The 16627-nt window shown below is 58.6% G+C and carries 16 protein-coding genes and 1 tRNA gene; 12 read left to right on the top strand and 5 right to left on the bottom strand.

What is annotated here, in order from left to right; genetic code table 11:
• Positions 1-160: 160 nt before the first annotated feature.
• Complete coding sequence (locus tag QE432_RS21560; RefSeq protein WP_003515941.1) at positions 161-742, bottom strand: DUF1003 domain-containing protein; 582 nt, start codon at positions 740-742, stop codon at positions 161-163.
• 310 nt (positions 743-1052) lie between these two features.
• Positions 1053-1128, bottom strand: a tRNA-Lys gene (locus tag QE432_RS21555).
• 341 nt (positions 1129-1469) lie between these two features.
• On the opposite strand from QE432_RS21555, the gene QE432_RS21550 reads away from it, so the two are divergent.
• The gene (locus QE432_RS21550; protein ID WP_038492850.1) at positions 1470-2216 is read left to right on the top strand and encodes a cytochrome c biogenesis CcdA family protein; all 747 of its coding nucleotides are present in this window, start codon (positions 1470-1472) and stop codon (positions 2214-2216) included.
• 35 nt (positions 2217-2251) lie between these two features.
• A complete protein-coding gene (locus QE432_RS21545; protein ID WP_003515770.1) occupies positions 2252-3190 on the top strand; it encodes an AEC family transporter in 939 nt (312 codons plus the stop codon).
• On the opposite strand, the gene QE432_RS21540 is transcribed toward QE432_RS21545, so the two are convergent.
• On the bottom strand, positions 3174-4382 hold the full coding sequence (locus QE432_RS21540) for a UbiH/UbiF family hydroxylase (protein WP_121556663.1): 1209 nt from the start codon (positions 4380-4382) through the stop codon (positions 3174-3176). The two genes, QE432_RS21545 and QE432_RS21540, sit on opposite strands and share 17 nt — an antisense overlap.
• A 209-nt stretch (positions 4383-4591) precedes the next feature.
• Between QE432_RS21540 and pcsA the strand changes: the two genes are divergently transcribed.
• The 10 genes from pcsA (at position 4592) to QE432_RS21490 (ending at position 15949) form a co-directional block, all read left to right on the top strand.
• Positions 4592-5317 carry a phosphatidylcholine synthase gene (gene pcsA, locus QE432_RS21535; protein WP_111790347.1) on the top strand — a complete coding sequence of 242 codons (726 nt, stop codon included), beginning with the start codon at positions 4592-4594 and terminating at the stop codon, positions 5315-5317.
• 212 nt (positions 5318-5529) lie between these two features.
• Positions 5530-7086, top strand: a complete 1557-nt coding sequence (locus QE432_RS21530; RefSeq protein ID WP_162632921.1) for an ABC transporter ATP-binding protein — start codon at positions 5530-5532, stop codon at positions 7084-7086.
• The gene (locus QE432_RS21525) at positions 7076-8167 is read left to right on the top strand and encodes an ABC transporter permease (protein ID WP_013636336.1); all 1092 of its coding nucleotides are present in this window, start codon (positions 7076-7078) and stop codon (positions 8165-8167) included. The genes QE432_RS21530 and QE432_RS21525 overlap by 11 nt, the downstream gene beginning before the upstream one ends.
• A complete protein-coding gene (locus tag QE432_RS21520) occupies positions 8167-9087 on the top strand; it encodes an ABC transporter permease (RefSeq protein WP_019566110.1) in 921 nt (306 codons plus the stop codon). The genes QE432_RS21525 and QE432_RS21520 overlap by 1 nt, the downstream gene beginning before the upstream one ends.
• A 37-nt stretch (positions 9088-9124) precedes the next feature.
• On the top strand, positions 9125-10198 hold the full coding sequence (locus tag QE432_RS21515; protein WP_003515759.1) for a BMP family ABC transporter substrate-binding protein: 1074 nt from the start codon (positions 9125-9127) through the stop codon (positions 10196-10198).
• 232 nt (positions 10199-10430) lie between these two features.
• Positions 10431-11168 (top strand): FadR/GntR family transcriptional regulator, encoded by a 738-nt coding sequence (locus QE432_RS21510; RefSeq protein WP_003515757.1) that lies wholly within the window; start codon positions 10431-10433, stop codon positions 11166-11168.
• Positions 11169-11374: 206 nt separating this feature from the next.
• Positions 11375-12736: a bifunctional UDP-N-acetylglucosamine diphosphorylase/glucosamine-1-phosphate N-acetyltransferase GlmU gene (glmU, locus tag QE432_RS21505; protein WP_003515755.1), complete on the top strand. Its 1362-nt coding sequence runs from the start codon at positions 11375-11377 to the stop codon at positions 12734-12736.
• A 204-nt stretch (positions 12737-12940) separates the two neighbouring features.
• Positions 12941-14767: a glutamine--fructose-6-phosphate transaminase (isomerizing) gene (gene glmS / locus QE432_RS21500; protein WP_080798336.1), complete on the top strand. Its 1827-nt coding sequence runs from the start codon at positions 12941-12943 to the stop codon at positions 14765-14767.
• Positions 14764-15267, top strand: a complete 504-nt coding sequence (locus QE432_RS21495; protein WP_111804480.1) for a GNAT family N-acetyltransferase — start codon at positions 14764-14766, stop codon at positions 15265-15267. The genes glmS and QE432_RS21495 overlap by 4 nt, the downstream gene beginning before the upstream one ends.
• A gap of 13 nt (positions 15268-15280) precedes the next feature.
• A complete protein-coding gene (locus QE432_RS21490) occupies positions 15281-15949 on the top strand; it encodes a DUF502 domain-containing protein (protein ID WP_003515749.1) in 669 nt (222 codons plus the stop codon).
• A gap of 3 nt (positions 15950-15952) precedes the next feature.
• On the opposite strand, the gene QE432_RS21485 is transcribed toward QE432_RS21490, so the two are convergent.
• A complete protein-coding gene (locus tag QE432_RS21485) occupies positions 15953-16336 on the bottom strand; it encodes a type II toxin-antitoxin system VapC family toxin (protein WP_035198363.1) in 384 nt (127 codons plus the stop codon).
• On the bottom strand, positions 16333-16590 hold the full coding sequence (locus QE432_RS21480) for a type II toxin-antitoxin system Phd/YefM family antitoxin (protein ID WP_003515745.1): 258 nt from the start codon (positions 16588-16590) through the stop codon (positions 16333-16335). Before QE432_RS21480 ends, QE432_RS21485 begins: the two co-directional genes overlap by 4 nt.
• Positions 16591-16627 lie beyond the last annotated feature (37 nt).

The following is a 16627-nucleotide window of genomic DNA, read 5'->3' as shown; positions in this document are numbered from 1 at the left end:
GATTTATTCTGCGCTCTATATGAGGGATGCGCAAGCACATAGCTTGTCTGGAAACCATCCATGAAATGCTGCAGCTGCTAATGTACGACCGGCACACAAAGCGCGTTCCGTTGCACAATCGGCGCGCGGGCGCGATTTTCCGTATTCTGACGTAAATTTTCTAGCCTGTTTGTTTCAGCACGAGTTTTGTCAAAAGGTCGATCTGCTGCTGCTGTTTATCGACGAGGGCTTTCAGCTCGATAGAGCGCATCCGATCGAACTTATCGTGCAGCGCCATGATTTCGATCTCTGCCTTCAGATTGACCTCGTAGTCATGTGCGGCGTCGATCCGATCCTTGGCCGCATGTCGGTTCTGGCTCATCATGATCACCGGCGCCTGAACCGCTGCGAGCATGGATAAGATGAGGTTGAGGAAAATGAACGGGTAGGGATCGAAGGCGTTCGAAGCCGCGATGATGTTTGCGCTCAGCCATATCGCAAGCAAAGCCGCAAATATAAGGATAAAGGTCCAGGAACCACCGAATTTGGCAACCGCATCCGCAAGCCGCTGGCCGGGCGTCAGTCTCTCGTCGAAAACCGCATTCGCGTCCGCCGAGATGGTGCGCCTTGCTGCAAGACGACGAAATATTGCTTTTTCCCTGTCCGGCAGCAGCTCAAGCGGTTTCCCCAGATAACGGCTCGCTCCCTCCGCCAGGTCCTGAGGTATGAGCATGTCACTGTCGTCTTCGATATGGGTTGCCATTGTTCTTTCTCCCTTGGCTCGCGCCAATCCGACAACCGACTCCGGACCGAAGGCCGCCCCTACACGGATCAGGTATTAGCACACGCCATCGTACCATGCTTTGCATTGAGCGGCCTTATCGGCCGGTTCGCGAGCCAGGGGACGGCGTGTCAGGGAGGGCGGCGATTTGCGTTCTTCTGGGAGGCAGTTTCAGGGACGAGGTCTGTCGTAACGCAACTTCATGTCACGCGGCGCAAGCGCATATCGTTACCGCCAGCGAACATATCGATGGGCATTATGCGTCTTAACTTACTGATATCTTTGATGAAGGTGGTGAGAGCGCAGGGATTCGAACCCTGGACCTACTGATTAAAAGTCAGTTGCTCTACCGGCTGAGCTACGCTCTCCCGTGTCGGGGCTGGGATGCCCTTCGGAAGTGCGCGGAACATAGGTAGAGCGATCCGTTCGGTCAACCCAAAAAAAGCGCTTTCTACAATCAATCCGGTTTTTTTTGTCGCACCCCCGAAAAGGTGATTGGAGAGAGGGGGCGGCTGGGGATAAAAGCGGCGTCAGACATGTCTGGCAAACGGGTGAAATCGTTTTGCGGCAATGGCATGCGCCAAAATGAGAGCGTGAAACGCGGCGAATCTCGGGAATCGCGACGTGCCTTGCTGATCTTTTTGCGCGTGACGTTATCCCAAAACCGATTCCCGCTTTTGGGAGACATGCGTCAATGCGGAGTTCTTTCTTGTCGATTGCCGATATTTCCCTGTTCAGCGCGCTTCTGGCCGGTGCCCTGTCATTTCTGTCGCCCTGCGTCCTGCCGCTGGTGCCGCCTTACCTCTGCTATATGGCCGGTGTTTCGGTGGAGCAGTTCAGGACGGAGAATACCGCGCCGCGGCCCGAAATCCGCAGGGCCGTGCTGTTTTCGGCTTTCTTCTTCACGCTCGGTTTTGCCACGGTCTTCGTGGCGCTGGGTGCCGGTGCTTCGACGATCGGCACGCTGTTGCGCCAGAACCTCGATATTCTCGCCAAGATTGGCGGCTTCATCATCATCCTGATGGGCCTTAACTTTCTCGGTGTTTTCCGCATTGGCCTGTTTTCGCGTGAGGCGCGGTTTCATGGGGCGGGCAAACCGGCCACGCTTTCCGGCGCCTATGTCATGGGCCTCGCCTTTGCCTTCGGCTGGACGCCCTGCATCGGTCCTGTCCTCGGCGCGATCCTCGGCGTTGCCGCCTCGCGTGACACGGTTGGAGATGGCGCAATGCTGCTTGCGGTCTATTCGCTTGGCCTTGCGGTGCCATTCTGGATTGCTGCAGCCTTTTCCGGTTCCTTCATGCGTTTCCTCGTCCGTTTCCGCCGCCATCTCGGTCTTGTGGAAAAGCTGATGGGTGTGTTGCTGGTGCTCACCGGCCTCGCTTTCATGACCGGTTTCATCACCAATGTGGCGATCTGGTTCCAGGAGACCTTTCCGATCCTGATGAAAATCGGCTAAGCCTCCCCGCGTATTTTATACGCGGGGGAAAGACTGTGGCCGATATCGTCGGATTGCTTTTGCCGTTTTTCGGCCTGATCTTCATCGGCTACGGCGCGGCGCGCATAACGAAACAGCCGGTCGAGGCGATGGGCTGGCTGAACACCTTCATCATCTATGCGGCGCTTCCGGCGCTGTTTTTCAAGCTGGTGTCGAAAACGCCGGTGGAAGAACTGACGCGCATGGATTTCGTTGCCGCCAGTCTTGCCTGCACCTACGGCATTTTCTTGGCTGTGTTCCTGATCGGCCGGTTCGTGAGAAAGAACAATCTCGCCGAAACGACGATCCAGAGTTTCGCGGCAAGCTACGGCAATATTGGCTATATGGGTCCGGGGCTTGCGCTTTTGGCGCTCGGTGAAAAAGCGGCAGTGCCCGTCGCGCTGATCGTCTGTCTCGAAAACGCCGCCCATTTCATCGTCGCACCGGCGATGATGGCGGTTGCGGGCGGTGACAAGCGCTCTGCAGCAAGGCTTGCGCTGGATGTGGCGCGCAAGGTCATTACTCACCCGTTCATCGTGTCGGTAATCGCCGGTTTTCTGGCCGCTTCGCTGTCATGGCAGCCGCCGGAGGCGGTGCAGCGGCTGGTAGATTATCTGGCGCAATCGGCAGCACCATGCGCTCTGTTTGCCATGGGTGTCACGCTGGCGCTGCGGCCAATGAAGCGGGTGCCGGTCGAAATCAGCTATATCGTCCCGGCAAAGCTTATCCTGCATCCGCTTGCCGCTTATCTTGTGCTCTCGTCGCTCGGGCGGTTCGAACCGGTATGGATCTATTCCGCCGTGCTGCTTGCGGGCTTGCCGACCGCGACAAATGTCTTCGTCATCGGTCAGCAATATCACGTCTGGCAGGAGAGGGCGTCGGCGACGATCCTGATCTCGACGGTGCTTTCCGTCTTCACGCTGACGGGCGTGGTTTATTTCATCCAGCCTTTTTGAAGCTGCCGAACAGCAGCGAGGGCAGGGCCTTCAGCCCGCGCCCCGGCTCGATGCCTTCGCGCATGACCATGCTTCTGAGCGTGCCGATGCCGGATAGCACATGCAGACCAGCCGCACGCGCCATCTGCACCGGCAGTAGATCGGAAAGCAGCGACCGGTTGAGGAGATCGACGCTGAGGGTGCGGGTGTAGACATCCGCCCGCCGCTTGCGGTCGAAGCTGCTGCCGGCATCCGCCGCAATCGGGCGGTCGGAGACGGCGCCGAGCAGTTCGGTGAGGGCGATGATGTCGCGCAGGCTGAGGTTCAGACCCTGTGCGCCGATGGGCGGGAAACCATGTGCAGCCTCGCCGATCAGGGCGACGCGGCCCTTGCCGAAGCGATGCGCGGTCATGGAAGACAGTGGCCATGCCTGCACGCTGTCTTCCACCGTAACGGCGCCGAGCATGGATTGCATGCGCTCCTCCACCTTGAGGCTGAGCGCTTCAAGCGGCAGTGCCGTCAACTCTTCCGCTTGCGCTGGAGTGACAACCCAGACGAGGCTGGAGCGGTCGCCGGGCAGGGGAACCTGCGTGAAAGGTCCCGTGGGCGTATGGAATTCTGTCGAGACATTGCCGTGCGGCCGGCTATGGCTGAAGTTCAAAACGATGGCCGTCTGCGGATAGGACCAGGATTTGGCGCCAATTGCGGCTGCATCCCGCACCATCGACTTCCTGCCATCCGCGCCGATCAGAAAATCTGCGGAGAGCGCTTCACCATCGCCAAGTGTTACCGATACACGGTCGTTGCCGATATCAATCGTCTCGGCGGTGGTTTCGAAGCGGGTAATATTGTGTTCCTGTTCGACCGCTTCGCTAAGCACGCCAAGCAGCGCCTCATTGGGAATATTCCAGCCGAATGCATCCAGCCCGATTTCAGAGGAACGGAACTGCACGGTGGGCGCGCGCAGCAGGCGGTCGGTGCCGTCAATGATCTGCATGGTGGAAAGACGGGCTGCGGCAGGGGCTATGCGCGACCAGAGGCCAAGCCGGTCCATGAAGCGGATCGACTGGTCCATCAGCGCCGTCGTGCGCCGGTCCTTCTTTTCGCTGGAGGGCGCAACAAGCGCCACGTGGCGGCCCGCCCGCGCAAGCGCTATGGCCGCAATCTGGCCCGCAAGTCCCGCACCAGTGATGGCGATATCGAAGTGTCTCATGGTCCTGATCCGTTGTTATTTCCAAGGCATCATAAAGGCTTTGCGTGGGTAAATCCACTTTGACCCCGGAACATCCCGGCGTAAACATTCGTTGGTTGTACCGCTATATTAGTCCTAGGATAAGCCAGATCAGCCGGTTGCAAAGCGTGGTGAATGGCCGCATACCGGAATGAACAGGGCGGATGAAAAGCGGGGCGCAGACGCTGACCATGAAAATTTTCAACTACAAGCGTGTTCCCTACGCGGAAATCCGCGCCTTTTCCGTTCATATTTTGACGGCATCCGGGTCATTCCTGGCTTTTCTTGGCGTCGTCGCCGCTTCCGAACACCGCTTTGTCGACATGTTCTGGTGGCTGGGGCTTGCGCTGCTGGTGGATGGCATTGACGGACCCATCGCCCGCAAGGTTCGGGTGAAGGAAGTTCTGCCCAACTGGTCCGGCGATACGCTCGACAATATCATCGACTATGTCACCTATGTGCTCTTGCCCGCCTTTGCGCTTTACCAGAGCGGCATGATCGGCGAGCCGCTGTCCTTCGTTGCGGCTGGCATGATCGTGGTGTCGAGCGCCATCTATTATGCCGACATGGGCATGAAGACGGACGAATATTTCTTCTCCGGCTTTCCGGTGGTGTGGAACATGGTGGTGTTCACGCTGTTCGTCATGGATGCCAGCGCCACAACAGCCATGACGGTCGTTACGGTCTCGGTGTTCCTGACATTCCTGCCGATCAATTTCCTGCATCCGGTGCGCGTGAAGCGATTGCGGCCGCTTAATCTGGCAATCGTGTTCGTCTGGTGCGCGCTTGGCGGTTATGCGTTGCTGATGCATTTCGAAACGCCGTCCTGGGCGGTGATCGGCTTTGTAGCGAGCGGGCTTTATCTCTACTGCATCGGCGGAATATTGCAGTTTTTCCCCGCGCTCGGCGCGAAATAAGAAAAGCGTAAAGCCGTTTATTGCTTGTGCAAATTGCATTTAAGCAACGTCTTTTTCAGTTGTGCGCAGCAGCAAAACAGTTATCAATAAATCATGATCGCGCAGCATTGCATACGTGTTGTAGCCTGATTGGGAACAATGACCACGGTTGCTGAAATGCTTCGAAGAAAGCATGGGTAGCCGGTGTAGAGAGGGAATTCGTGACTGGAACTATGGCGCCGGAGGCCGTGCCTCTCCTGTCGGTTCGCAAGCTGACCAAGCTGTTCGGCAATTTCGCCGCATGCAACGGCATCGACCTCGATATAGCGCCGGGCGAAATCCACGCGCTTCTGGGTGAAAACGGCGCGGGCAAGTCCACGCTCGTCAAGATGCTGTTCGGCGTGCTCTCGCCGAGCGAGGGTGATATCGTCTGGCAGGGTCAGCCGGTTTCCATAGGTTCGCCAAGCGAGGCCCGCAGGCTCGGCATCGGCATGGTCTTCCAGCATTTCTCCCTGTTTGAGGCGTTGACGGTTGCTGAAAACATCGCCCTGTCGCTGGACCCGAAAATTTCATTGAAGGAAATCGCCAAGGAAGCGGAACAGCTTTCGCGCGCCTATGGCCTGCCGCTCGATCCCAATGCGCATGTCGCCGATCTTTCGGTTGGCGAGCGCCAGCGTATCGAGATCGTGCGCGCCCTGTTGCAGAACCCGCGCCTTATCATTCTCGACGAGCCGACCTCGGTTTTGACACCGCAGGAGGCGGACAAGCTGTTCGAGACGTTGGCGAAGCTGAAGGCCGAAGGCCGTTCGGTGCTTTATATCAGCCACCGGCTGGAAGAGGTGCAGCGTATCTGCGACCGCGCCACCGTTCTGCGCCATGGCAAGGTTACGGGCGCCTGCGATCCGCGCAAGGAAACACCGGCATCTCTGGCGCGCATGATGGTGGGTGGCGATGTCGCAAGCGTTTCGCGACCGACGGGCGATGCCCTCGGTCAACCGCAGATCGAGGTCATGGGGCTTTCCGTTGCGCCACGCACGCCCTTTGCGGTGGCGTTGAAAGCGGTTTCCATGACTGTGCGCGCCGGCGAAGTGCTGGCGATTGCCGGGGTTGCCGGAAACGGGCAGGGCGAGTTGTTCGATGCGCTTTCGGGCGAATATCCCGTCTATAATAATGATGCGATCCATCTCCGCGGCAAGCCGGTCGGTCGCATCGGCATCAATGGCCGACGGCTGATGGGCGCCGGTTTCGTACCCGAGGAGCGCCACGGCCATGCCGCCGTTCCCGGCATGAGCCTTTCCGACAATCTTCTGCTGGCGCGGGCGCGCTCCGACCGTAAGGCCTTTCTGACGGGCGGTTTTCTGCGCATCGTCAGGGGTTCAGCTATCAAGGCGGCGGCGCGGCGCATATCGGAAACCATGGATGTGCGCAAAAGCGGGGCAGATCCGCTGGCGGGATCTCTGTCGGGCGGCAATCTGCAAAAATTCATCGTCGGGCGCGAACTCGATCGTCAACCGGCCGTACTTGTTGTCAACCAGCCGACATGGGGTGTGGATGCGGGGGCGGCGAGCCGTATCCGGCAGGCGCTGGTCGATCTCGCCAAAGCCGGCTCTGCCGTCATCGTCATCAGCCAGGACCTAGATGAAATCTTCGAGGTCGCCACCAATATCGCGGTCATTTCCGATGGGCAGCTTTCGCAGGCCTATCCGGTGGAAGACATGACGCTTGAAAAGATCGGCCTGCTGATGGGCGGCGTCCACACACAGTCAGGAGCCGCCCAGCATGCGCATTGAGCTTGAAAAACGGGCAGGGATCTCGAAGCTATTTACCCTTCTCTCGCCGCTTCTGGCACTGGTGCTGACGCTGCTCGTCGGCGCCATCATGTTCGCCATACTCGGTAAAAATCCGCTTGATGCGCTTTACGCCTTTTTCATCGAGCCACTGCTGGAGGTCTGGTCGCTGCATGAGCTGGCGATCAAGGCCGCACCGCTGATCCTGATCGCGGTTGGCCTGTCTATCTGTTATCGCTCCAACAACTGGAACATCGGCGCGGAAGGACAATTCACCATCGGCGCGATCACCGGTTCCATCCTGCCGGTGCTTTATCCGGACTGGCATTCGCCACTCATCCTGCCGTTGATGCTGGTTATGGGCGCCATCGGCGGCGCACTCTATGCCGGTATTCCGGCGCTGTTGAAGACGAAGTTCAACACCAACGAAATCCTCGTCAGCCTGATGCTGGTCTATGTCGCGCAGCTTTTTCTCGACTGGCTGACGCGCGGCATCTGGCGCGATCCGGGCGGCTATAACTTCCCGCAGACGAAGCCCTTCAACGAGAGCGCAGTGCTGCCGGAAATGCTGGCATCGGGCCGGGCGCATTGGGGTTTCGTGTTTGCCATCGTGGCGGCCATCGCGCTGTGGTTCATGATGCGTTACATGCTGAAAGGCTTCGAGGTCACGGTTCTTGGCCAATCGGCGCGGGCAGGGCGTTTTGCCGGTTTCTCATCGAGCCGCATGGTCTGGTTTTCGATGCTGCTTTCCGGCGCGCTTGCCGGGCTTGCGGGCATTTCGGAAGCCTCCGGCTCCATCGGCCATCTTCAGCCCAGCATTTCTCCGGGTTACGGCTTCACCGCGATCATCGTCGCCTTTCTCGGCCGCCTCAATCCGCTCGGTATCATCCTCTCCGGGCTGGTGCTTGCACTGACCTATCTTGGTGGTGAGGCGGCGCAGCTTTCCATCGGTGTGTCGGACAAGGTGACGCGCGTGTTTCAGGGGCTGATGCTGTTCTTCGTACTCTCCTGCGATACGTTGATCTTCTACCGCATCAGGGTCGTCTTCACCGGCAAGGCGCATAACAGCCAAGGAGCGGCATGATGGATATGCTTCAGGCCATCCTTCTCACGGTCATCACTGCCGCCACACCGCTCGTCCTTGCCGCCTCGGGCGAGCTGGTGGCGGAACGCTCCGGCGTCCTCAATCTCGGCGTCGAGGGCATGATGATCATGGGTGCGGTCTGCGCTTTCGCTGCCGCGCATATGACCGGTTCGCCCTATCTCGGCATTCTGGCCGGTATCGCGTCGGGCGCGGTTTTCTCGCTGCTCTTCGGTTTCCTGACGCTGACGCTCGTTACCAACCAGGTGGCGACGGGACTTGCGCTGACCATTCTCGGTCTTGGCGTTTCCGGCATGCTGGGCGAAAGCTTCGTTGGCCTGCCGGGCGTCAAGCTGCAGCCCATCGTCTTTCCGGTGCTGTCGGAGATACCCTTCATCGGCCCCTTGCTGTTCCGGCAAGACCTGATCTTCTACATGTCCATCGCGCTCGTTGCCGGCATAAGCTGGTTTTTGTTCAAGAGCCGCACGGGTCTCAAGATCCGCGCCATCGGCGACAATCACGGTTCTGCCCATGCGCTTGGCATCAACGTCATTCGCACACGCTATCTGGCTGTCATGTTCGGCGGTGCGTGCGCGGGGCTTGCTGGCGCGCAGCTTTCGCTGGTCTATACGCCGCAATGGGTGGAAAACATGTCGGCCGGTCGTGGCTGGATTGCACTGGCGCTCGTCGTCTTCGCGTCCTGGCGTCCATGGCGGGTGCTGGCAGGCGGTTATCTGTTCGGCGCTGTCACCATCGGGCAGTTGCACGCCCAGGCATTCGGCATTGGCGTGCCGTCGCAACTGCTTTCGGCGCTGCCCTATATCGCAACTATTGTCGTGCTGGTCATCATCTCGCATAATCGCCGCACGACCTTGATCAACACGCCGGCATCACTGGGCAAATCCTTCGTGCCGGACCGGTGAGAAAAACTTCCAGTCTCCAAACCAAACAGGGGTAAAAATGAAAAAACTGGTCATCGCACTTGCTGCTTCCATAGCGGCTCTTGGAGGCGTCGTTTCTTCGGCTGAGGCCGCCGACGCAAAGAAGGTCTGCTTCATCTATGTCGGCAGCCGCACTGATGGCGGCTGGACGCAGGCGCACGAAATCGGTCGCGAAGAGCTGCAGAAGCATTTCGGCGACAAGATCGAAACGCCGTTCCTCGAAAGCGTTCCGGAAGGCCCGGATGCCGAACGCGCCATCGAGCGCATGGCACGTTCCGGCTGTGAGCTGGTCTTCACCACTTCCTTCGGCTTCATGGATGCGACCGTTAAGGTTGCCCAGAAGTTCCCCAAGGTGAAGTTCGAGCACGCCACCGGTTTCAAGACCGCCGAAAACGTCGCGACCTACAATTCGCGTTTCTATGAAGGCCGCTACATTCAGGGCCAGATCGCCGCAAAGATGTCGAAGAAGGGTGTTGCCGGCTACATCGCTTCCTTCCCGATCCCGGAAGTGGTGATGGGCATCGACGCTTTCGTTCTTGGCGCGCAGTCCGTCAATCCTGAGTTCAAGGTCAAGGTCGTCTGGGCCAACACCTGGTTTGACCCCGGCAAGGAAGCCGATGCCGCCAAGGCGCTTATCGATCAGGGCGTCGATATCCTGACGCAGCACACCGACACGACGGCTCCGATGCAGGTTGCAGCCGAGCGCGGCATCAAGGCCTTCGGTCAGGCTTCCGATATGATCAAGGCCGGTCCGGAGACACAGCTGACCGCGATCAAGGACACCTGGGGCGCCTATTACATCAAGCGCACGCAGGCCCTGCTTGACGGCACGTGGAAGTCCGAATCCATCTGGGACGGCCTGAAGGACGGCATCCTGACCATGGCGCCTTACACCAACATGCCTGATGACGTGAAGAAGATGGCTGAGGAAACCGAAGCCAAGATCAAGTCGGGCGAGTTGCACCCCTTTACCGGTCCGGTGAAGAAGCAGGACGGTTCGGAATGGCTGAAGGCGGGTGAGAAGGCTGAAGACGGCGTTCTGCTCGGCCTCAACTTCTACGTTGCCGGCGTGGACGACAAGTTGCCGCAATAATGTGACACGCAGGTACTAGCTGCTAACGGGACCGCGCATGCAATTCATGCGCGGTCTTTGTTATTTTGATGTGTTTTATTGTTCGAACGAAGTTTGGCTTTGCTTTTCACGCGCGTTGATGTTTTTCACTGTATTCTGCGTTGAAAATCGGGCTGCTTTCCTGGATTACACAAGTCAGGCGCGATTTTTACATCTTCAACCGAACGGAAGGACATGGAATTTGCAGCGCGGAATGCTCGATGCGGCGATCGGTTTTCGAAAGTTGCGGACAAATCATGCTCAGGTCGTTCACAAGCTCGGTCTCGATATCGTGTCCGGAGTTTTCAAGACGGGTGACATCCTGCCGGGCGATGCCGAGCTGATGGAGCGGCTGAAAGTCTCTCGAACGGTGCTTCGCGAGGCGATGAAGACGCTCACCGCCAAGGGCATGATCTCCCCCAAGGCGCGCATCGGTACCCGTGTGACGGAGCGCGAAAGCTGGAACATGTTCGACAGCGAGGTGCTGCTCTGGCACTTCGAGGCTGGTGTCAGCGAGGAATTCCTGCTGCATCTCTACGATATCCGCCAGGCGTTCGAACCCTATGGCGCGGGTCTTGCTGCCGCCAGGGCAAAAGACGCCGATATCGCAAGGCTTGTCGCTTACGCCAACGAGATGGGCAACACGGCTTATTCCAAGGAAAAGCGCGCGCTTGCGGATATGAATTTCCACGTTCTCATCACCGAAATGTCCGGCAACCCGTTCATGCGCACCGTCGGTTCGCTGATAAAGGCGGCGCTGGCGGGCATTTTCCGGATGAGCAACCCGGAAGCCGATCCCAACGAGATTTCCGACGTGTCTGCCTCTCACCTGCGACTCGTCGAAGCGTTTCGCCTGCGTGATGAGGGGGCAGCCCGGCGCGAGATGGAAAGGCTGATTGAAAACGGCCGTCAGCAGATACTCGAATTCACGGCCCGTAACTCCCGCCCATAGATCATGCCAGCCTGCCGCTGATCACGTTTGATGAAAATCGGCGTGGAAATTTGGTGGAGATTTGCATGGTTTCTTAAGTGGGGCGCCGTTATAGCAGTGCCGGAAAGAAATCACCCATACGCCCGTCCGCAGTGCCGGCCGGCGTAAAGTCAAACATTGCCCCTGTCCGGGCCGCCTGTGGCCGGTGACGAGGTGTTGGAGGTCTTATGGAGCGCAGCTCTCTAGCCGTTATTCTCGCAGCGGGCGACAGCACGCGCATGAAGTCTTCGAAGTCCAAGGTGCTTCATCCGGTCGCTGGACGCCCGATGATCGGGCATGTGGTGGAGGCTGTTGCTGGAGCGGGCGTCGGCGCGGTGGCGCTGGTGGTCGGGCGCGATGCCGACAATGTCGCTGCTGCGGCAAGTCTCAAGGGCCTGCAGGTCGAGGCTTTCCTGCAAAAGGAACGCAAGGGCACCGGTCATGCGGTTCTTGCCGCACGCGAGGCGATCGAACGCGGTTTTGACGATGTCATCGTCGCTTATGGCGATGTGCCGCTCATCACCTCAGCCACGCTCGACAGGGCGCGCGAGGCGATTGCCGACGGTGCCGATGTCGCCGTTATCGGGTTCCATACTGACCGTCCCACGGGTTACGGGCGGCTTCTGGTCGAGAATGGCGAGCTGGTCGCGATCCGCGAGGAAAAGGACGCCACCGACGAGGAGCGCAAGGTCACCTGGTGCAACAGCGGATTAATGGCCATCAACGGCCGCAATGCGCTGGATCTGCTGGATCGGATTGGCAACAGCAATGTGAAGGGCGAATATTATCTGACTGACATCGTCGAGATCGCCCGTTCTCTTGGCCGCCGCGCCATTGCCATCGATGCGCCGGAAAAGGAATTGACCGGCTGCAACAACCGCGCTGAACTCGCCTTCATCGAGAGGCTCTGGCAGGAGCGCCGCCGTCACGAATTGATGGTCGACGGCGTTTCGATGATCGCGCCTGAGACAGTATTTCTTTCCTTCGATACGAAGATCGGTCAGGATGTCCTGATCGAGCCCAACGTCGTTTTCGGTCCCGGCGTGACGATAGAGCCGGGTGCGATCATTCATGCATTTTCGCATCTGGAAGGGGCCTATCTGGCCGAGGGTGCGGTTGTCGGTCCCTTTGCGCGGTTGCGTCCGGGTGCAAACCTGCACGCCAACGCCAAGGTCGGCAATTTCTGTGAGGTCAAGAAGGCCGAGATCGGCGAGGGCGCAAAGGTCAACCATTTGACCTATATCGGCGATGCTTTCGTGGGTGCAGGCAGCAATATCGGCGCGGGTGCCATCACCTGCAATTATGACGGTTACAACAAGTCCGAAACGCGGATCGGAGCCAACAGCTTCATCGGCTCGAATTCGTCGCTGGTTGCTCCCGTCTCCATTGGAGAGCGGGCGTATATCGCCTCCGGCAGCGTGATTACCGATGACGTGCCTGCCGATGCGCTGGCTTTCGGGCGCGCGCGCCAGGAGGTGAAACCGGGCAGGGCGGTCGCGTTGCGCGAGCGGGCGAAAGCGCTGAAGGAAGCGAAGAAAAAATCCTCTTAGATGACGTTACCGAGCGATACTGAAAGTGACCGGCGGGATAATTGCCGATTTCAGAGAAACGGTTAAAGCATTTCCAGTAAAGGTGCGCAGCGGTTTTACGTCCGGAAATGCATCAGAACAAAAAGGTGGTGTATTTTCGCATTTCAGGGAAAGGCGGAAATACTCTGGAAGTTTCGGTGAAGAGATCGCCGTCTGGAGAAATATATGTGCGGAATTGTCGGAATTGTCGGAACGCAGCCCGTTGCTGAACGGCTTGTCGATGCGCTGAAGCGCCTCGAATATCGCGGTTACGATTCGGCGGGTGTCGCCACCATCGACAATGGCGCGATGGACCGTCGCCGGGCGGAAGGCAAGCTGTTCAATCTGGAAAAGCTGGTCTCTGAAAAGCCGCTGCCAGGTGTCGTCGGCATCGCGCATACGCGCTGGGCGACGCATGGCGTGCCGAACGAAACCAACGCCCACCCGCATTTCGTCGAAGGCGTTGCCGTCGTTCATAACGGCATCATCGAAAACTTCTCCGAATTGCGCGAGGAACTGAGCGCCGAGGGTGCAACCTTCACCACCCAGACCGACACCGAAGTGGTGGCGCAGCTTCTGGCAAAATACACCCGCGAAGGGCTTGGCCATCGCGAGGCGATGCTGAAGATGCTGAACCATGTGACCGGTGCCTATGCGCTGGTGGTGATGTTTCAGGACGATCCCCATACGCTGCTTTCGGCGCGCTCCGGCCCGCCGCTTGCCGTCGGTTACGGCAGGGGCGAGATGTTCCTGGGGTCCGACGCGATCGCGCTTTCGCCTTTCACCAATGAGATCACCTATCTGGTGGATGGCGACTGCGCCATCGTGACCCGTGACGGTGCGGAAATCATCGATTTCTCCGGCAAGCCGGTGAAACGCGAGCGCCAGATTTCGCAGGCGACGGCTTTCGTGGTCGACAAGGGCAACCACCGCCATTTCATGGAAAAGGAAATCTATGAGCAGCCGGAAGTCATTTCCCATGCGCTCAGCCACTATGTGGATTTCGCCTCCAAAACCGTGAAGGATGCCGATAAGGCGATCGATTTCGCCAGGCTTTCCGGCCTTGCCATTTCCGCCTGCGGCACGGCCTATCTTTCCGGCCTGATCGGCAAATACTGGTTCGAACGTTACGCGCGCCTGCCGGTGGAAATCGATGTCGCATCGGAATTCCGTTACCGCGAGATCCCGCTCGTTCCCACGCAGGCCGCGCTGTTCATTTCGCAATCGGGCGAAACCGCCGATACGCTGGCGGCCTTGCGTTACTGCCAGCAAGAGGGACTGAAGATCGGCGCAGTGGTCAATACACGTGAATCGACCATGGCGCGCGAATCGGATGCGATCTTTCCGATCCTCGCCGGCCCGGAAATCGGCGTGGCCTCCACCAAGGCCTTCACCTGCCAGCTTGCCGTGCTCGCTTCGCTCGCGGTTGCCGCGGGCAAGGCGCGCGGTACGCTTAAGCCGGGCGAGGAAAAGGAGCTTGTGCAGCAGCTTATCGAGATGCCGCGCATCATGAGCAAGGTGCTGAACCTCATCCAGCCGCAGATCGAGGCGCTGTCGCGCGATCTGTCGCGCTTCAAGGATGTACTTTATCTCGGCCGCGGCACCAGCTTCCCGCTGGCGCTGGAAGGCGCACTGAAGCTCAAGGAAATTTCCTATATCCACGCCGAAGGATATGCAGCCGGCGAGCTGAAGCATGGGCCAATCGCACTGATCGACGAGAACATGCCTGTCATCGTCATCGCGCCGCATGACCGCTTCTTTGAAAAGACCGTTTCGAACATGCAGGAAGTGGCCGCGCGCGGTGGCCGCATCATCTTCATCACCGACGAGAAGGGCGCCGCTGCGTCCAAGCTCGACACCATGGCGACGATCACGCTGCCCAATGTCGACGAGCTGATCGCGCCGATGGTCTTCTCGCTGCCGATCCAGCTGCTGGCCTATCACACCGCCGTCTTCATGGGCACGGATGTGGACCAGCCACGCAATCTGGCGAAATCGGTGACGGTGGAATGATCATCCGGCCGGAGCGGCAAGGTGATGAAGAAGCGATTGCTCGCGTTACGGAAGATGCCTTCCGTAACGTCGACTACAGCGACAAGACGGAACATGTGATCGTCGAACGGCTTCGCAAGGCCGGTGCGCTGACTGTTTCTCTGGTTGCCGAGGACAGCGAAGGCATCATCGGCCATATCGGTTTTTCACCGGTAACACTGTCGGGCGGCGAGACCGGCTGGTTCTGTCTTGCGCCCTTATCGGTGGCGCCGGACCGGCAAAGGCAGGGTGTCGGCTCGGGGCTGGTTCGGGAAGGGCTTGCCGCGCTGGACCGTCTGAGTGCTTCTGGCGCAGTTGTCGCTGGCGATCCGGACTATTACGGCCGCTTCGGTTTTCGCCATGTTGAGGGCCTGAGCGGCAAGGCGATTCCTGACGAATATTTCACAGTTCTTCGCTTGCATGGCGGAACTCCATCCGGCATTGTCGGTTTTCATCCGGGTTTCGATAGCGACAACGCTTAATTCCGAACGGTAAATGACCGATATTCCAGTCAAAATTTCATTCGCAGCCCGTCTGCGCAACAGCTTCCTCACGGGCGTCCTCATTCTTGCGCCTGTCACCATCACCATGTGGCTGGTATGGAGCTTCCTGCAATGGGCGGATAGCTGGGTTAAGCCCTATATTCCCGCCCGTTACGATCCCGAGCAGTATTTCGATGTGGCGATCCCCGGCTTCGGCCTGCTGATCGCCGTCATCGGCATCACGCTCATCGGCTTTCTCGGCAACAACCTCATTGGCAAATGGATCGTCGGCGTCGGCGAATCCGTGCTCAACCGCATGCCTCTGGTGCGGCCGATCTACAAGAGCATCAAGCAGCTGTTCGAATCCGTTCTGAAAGAGCATTCGAACTCTTTCAAGAAGGTCGGCCTGATAGAGTTTCCGTCACCCGGCACCTGGGCGATGGTATTCGTATCCTCGGAGGTCAAGGGAGAGCTTGCCCATCGCTTCAACGAGATGGGCCAAGAGATGGTTGCCGTCTTCCTGCCACCGACTCCGGTGCCGACGGCGGGTTTCCTGCTGTTCGTGCCGAAGGACAAGATCGTGATGCTGGACATGACACCGGAAGACGCGGCGAAACTGCTGATTTCAGGTGGCCTGGTGGCTCCGGATTTCACGCCGCCGAAAATGATTGCGCCGGTTTGAGCGTTACAGGAGGCCGCTGATATCTGTTTGCGAAAAGTCGTTGCCGACATAAAGCAAAGGGCAGCCTTCAGCTTTTGCCAGCTCATAGGCAAAACAGTCTCCGAAATTCAGCCCGGCGGGGTGGATACCCTTTCCCCAGATGCGATAGGCTTCCGAAATGCCACGGATTGATTTAGCAGTAACGGGTTTGATTTCGACGCTCAGCCCTTCGATCAGCATCTCGAGTTCCCGGCTGCGGCCACGTCTTTGCGCTACGATCACAGCTTCGGCAAGCGTACCGGCGGATATCAGCAATGGTTCATCCGTATCGAGAGCCATGGCACATGCATCTGCTGTGGGTTCATCAAGCAGGATTGCAAGCAGAGCAGATGTATCGATGACCATCATTTTGGAAGGCCGTGCTCGTCGTAAAGGAAATCCTGACTATGCGCGGCATCCGGGCCATCGTCGCTCTTGGTCGCGACGGCCGCGCGCACTTTATCAAGCACGGCCCTGCGGGATTTTTTATCCGCCACAACAACCACTGGAACCAGCCGCACTGCTGCATGACCATGCCGGGTGAGAATGATTTCGTCCCCGGCCTCGGCGCGTCGTACCAATTCTGTCAGTTGGCCTTTTGCATCAGTTACGGATATCTGCATGGCTAACCTTAAGCGTTAAATCTCGCTTTAGATTAGT

This window comes from Agrobacterium sp. SORGH_AS_0745 (genome assembly GCF_030818995.1).
Lineage (GTDB): Bacteria > Pseudomonadota > Alphaproteobacteria > Rhizobiales > Rhizobiaceae > Agrobacterium > Agrobacterium tumefaciens.
This window is presented reverse-complemented; position numbering and strand designations above follow the sequence as displayed.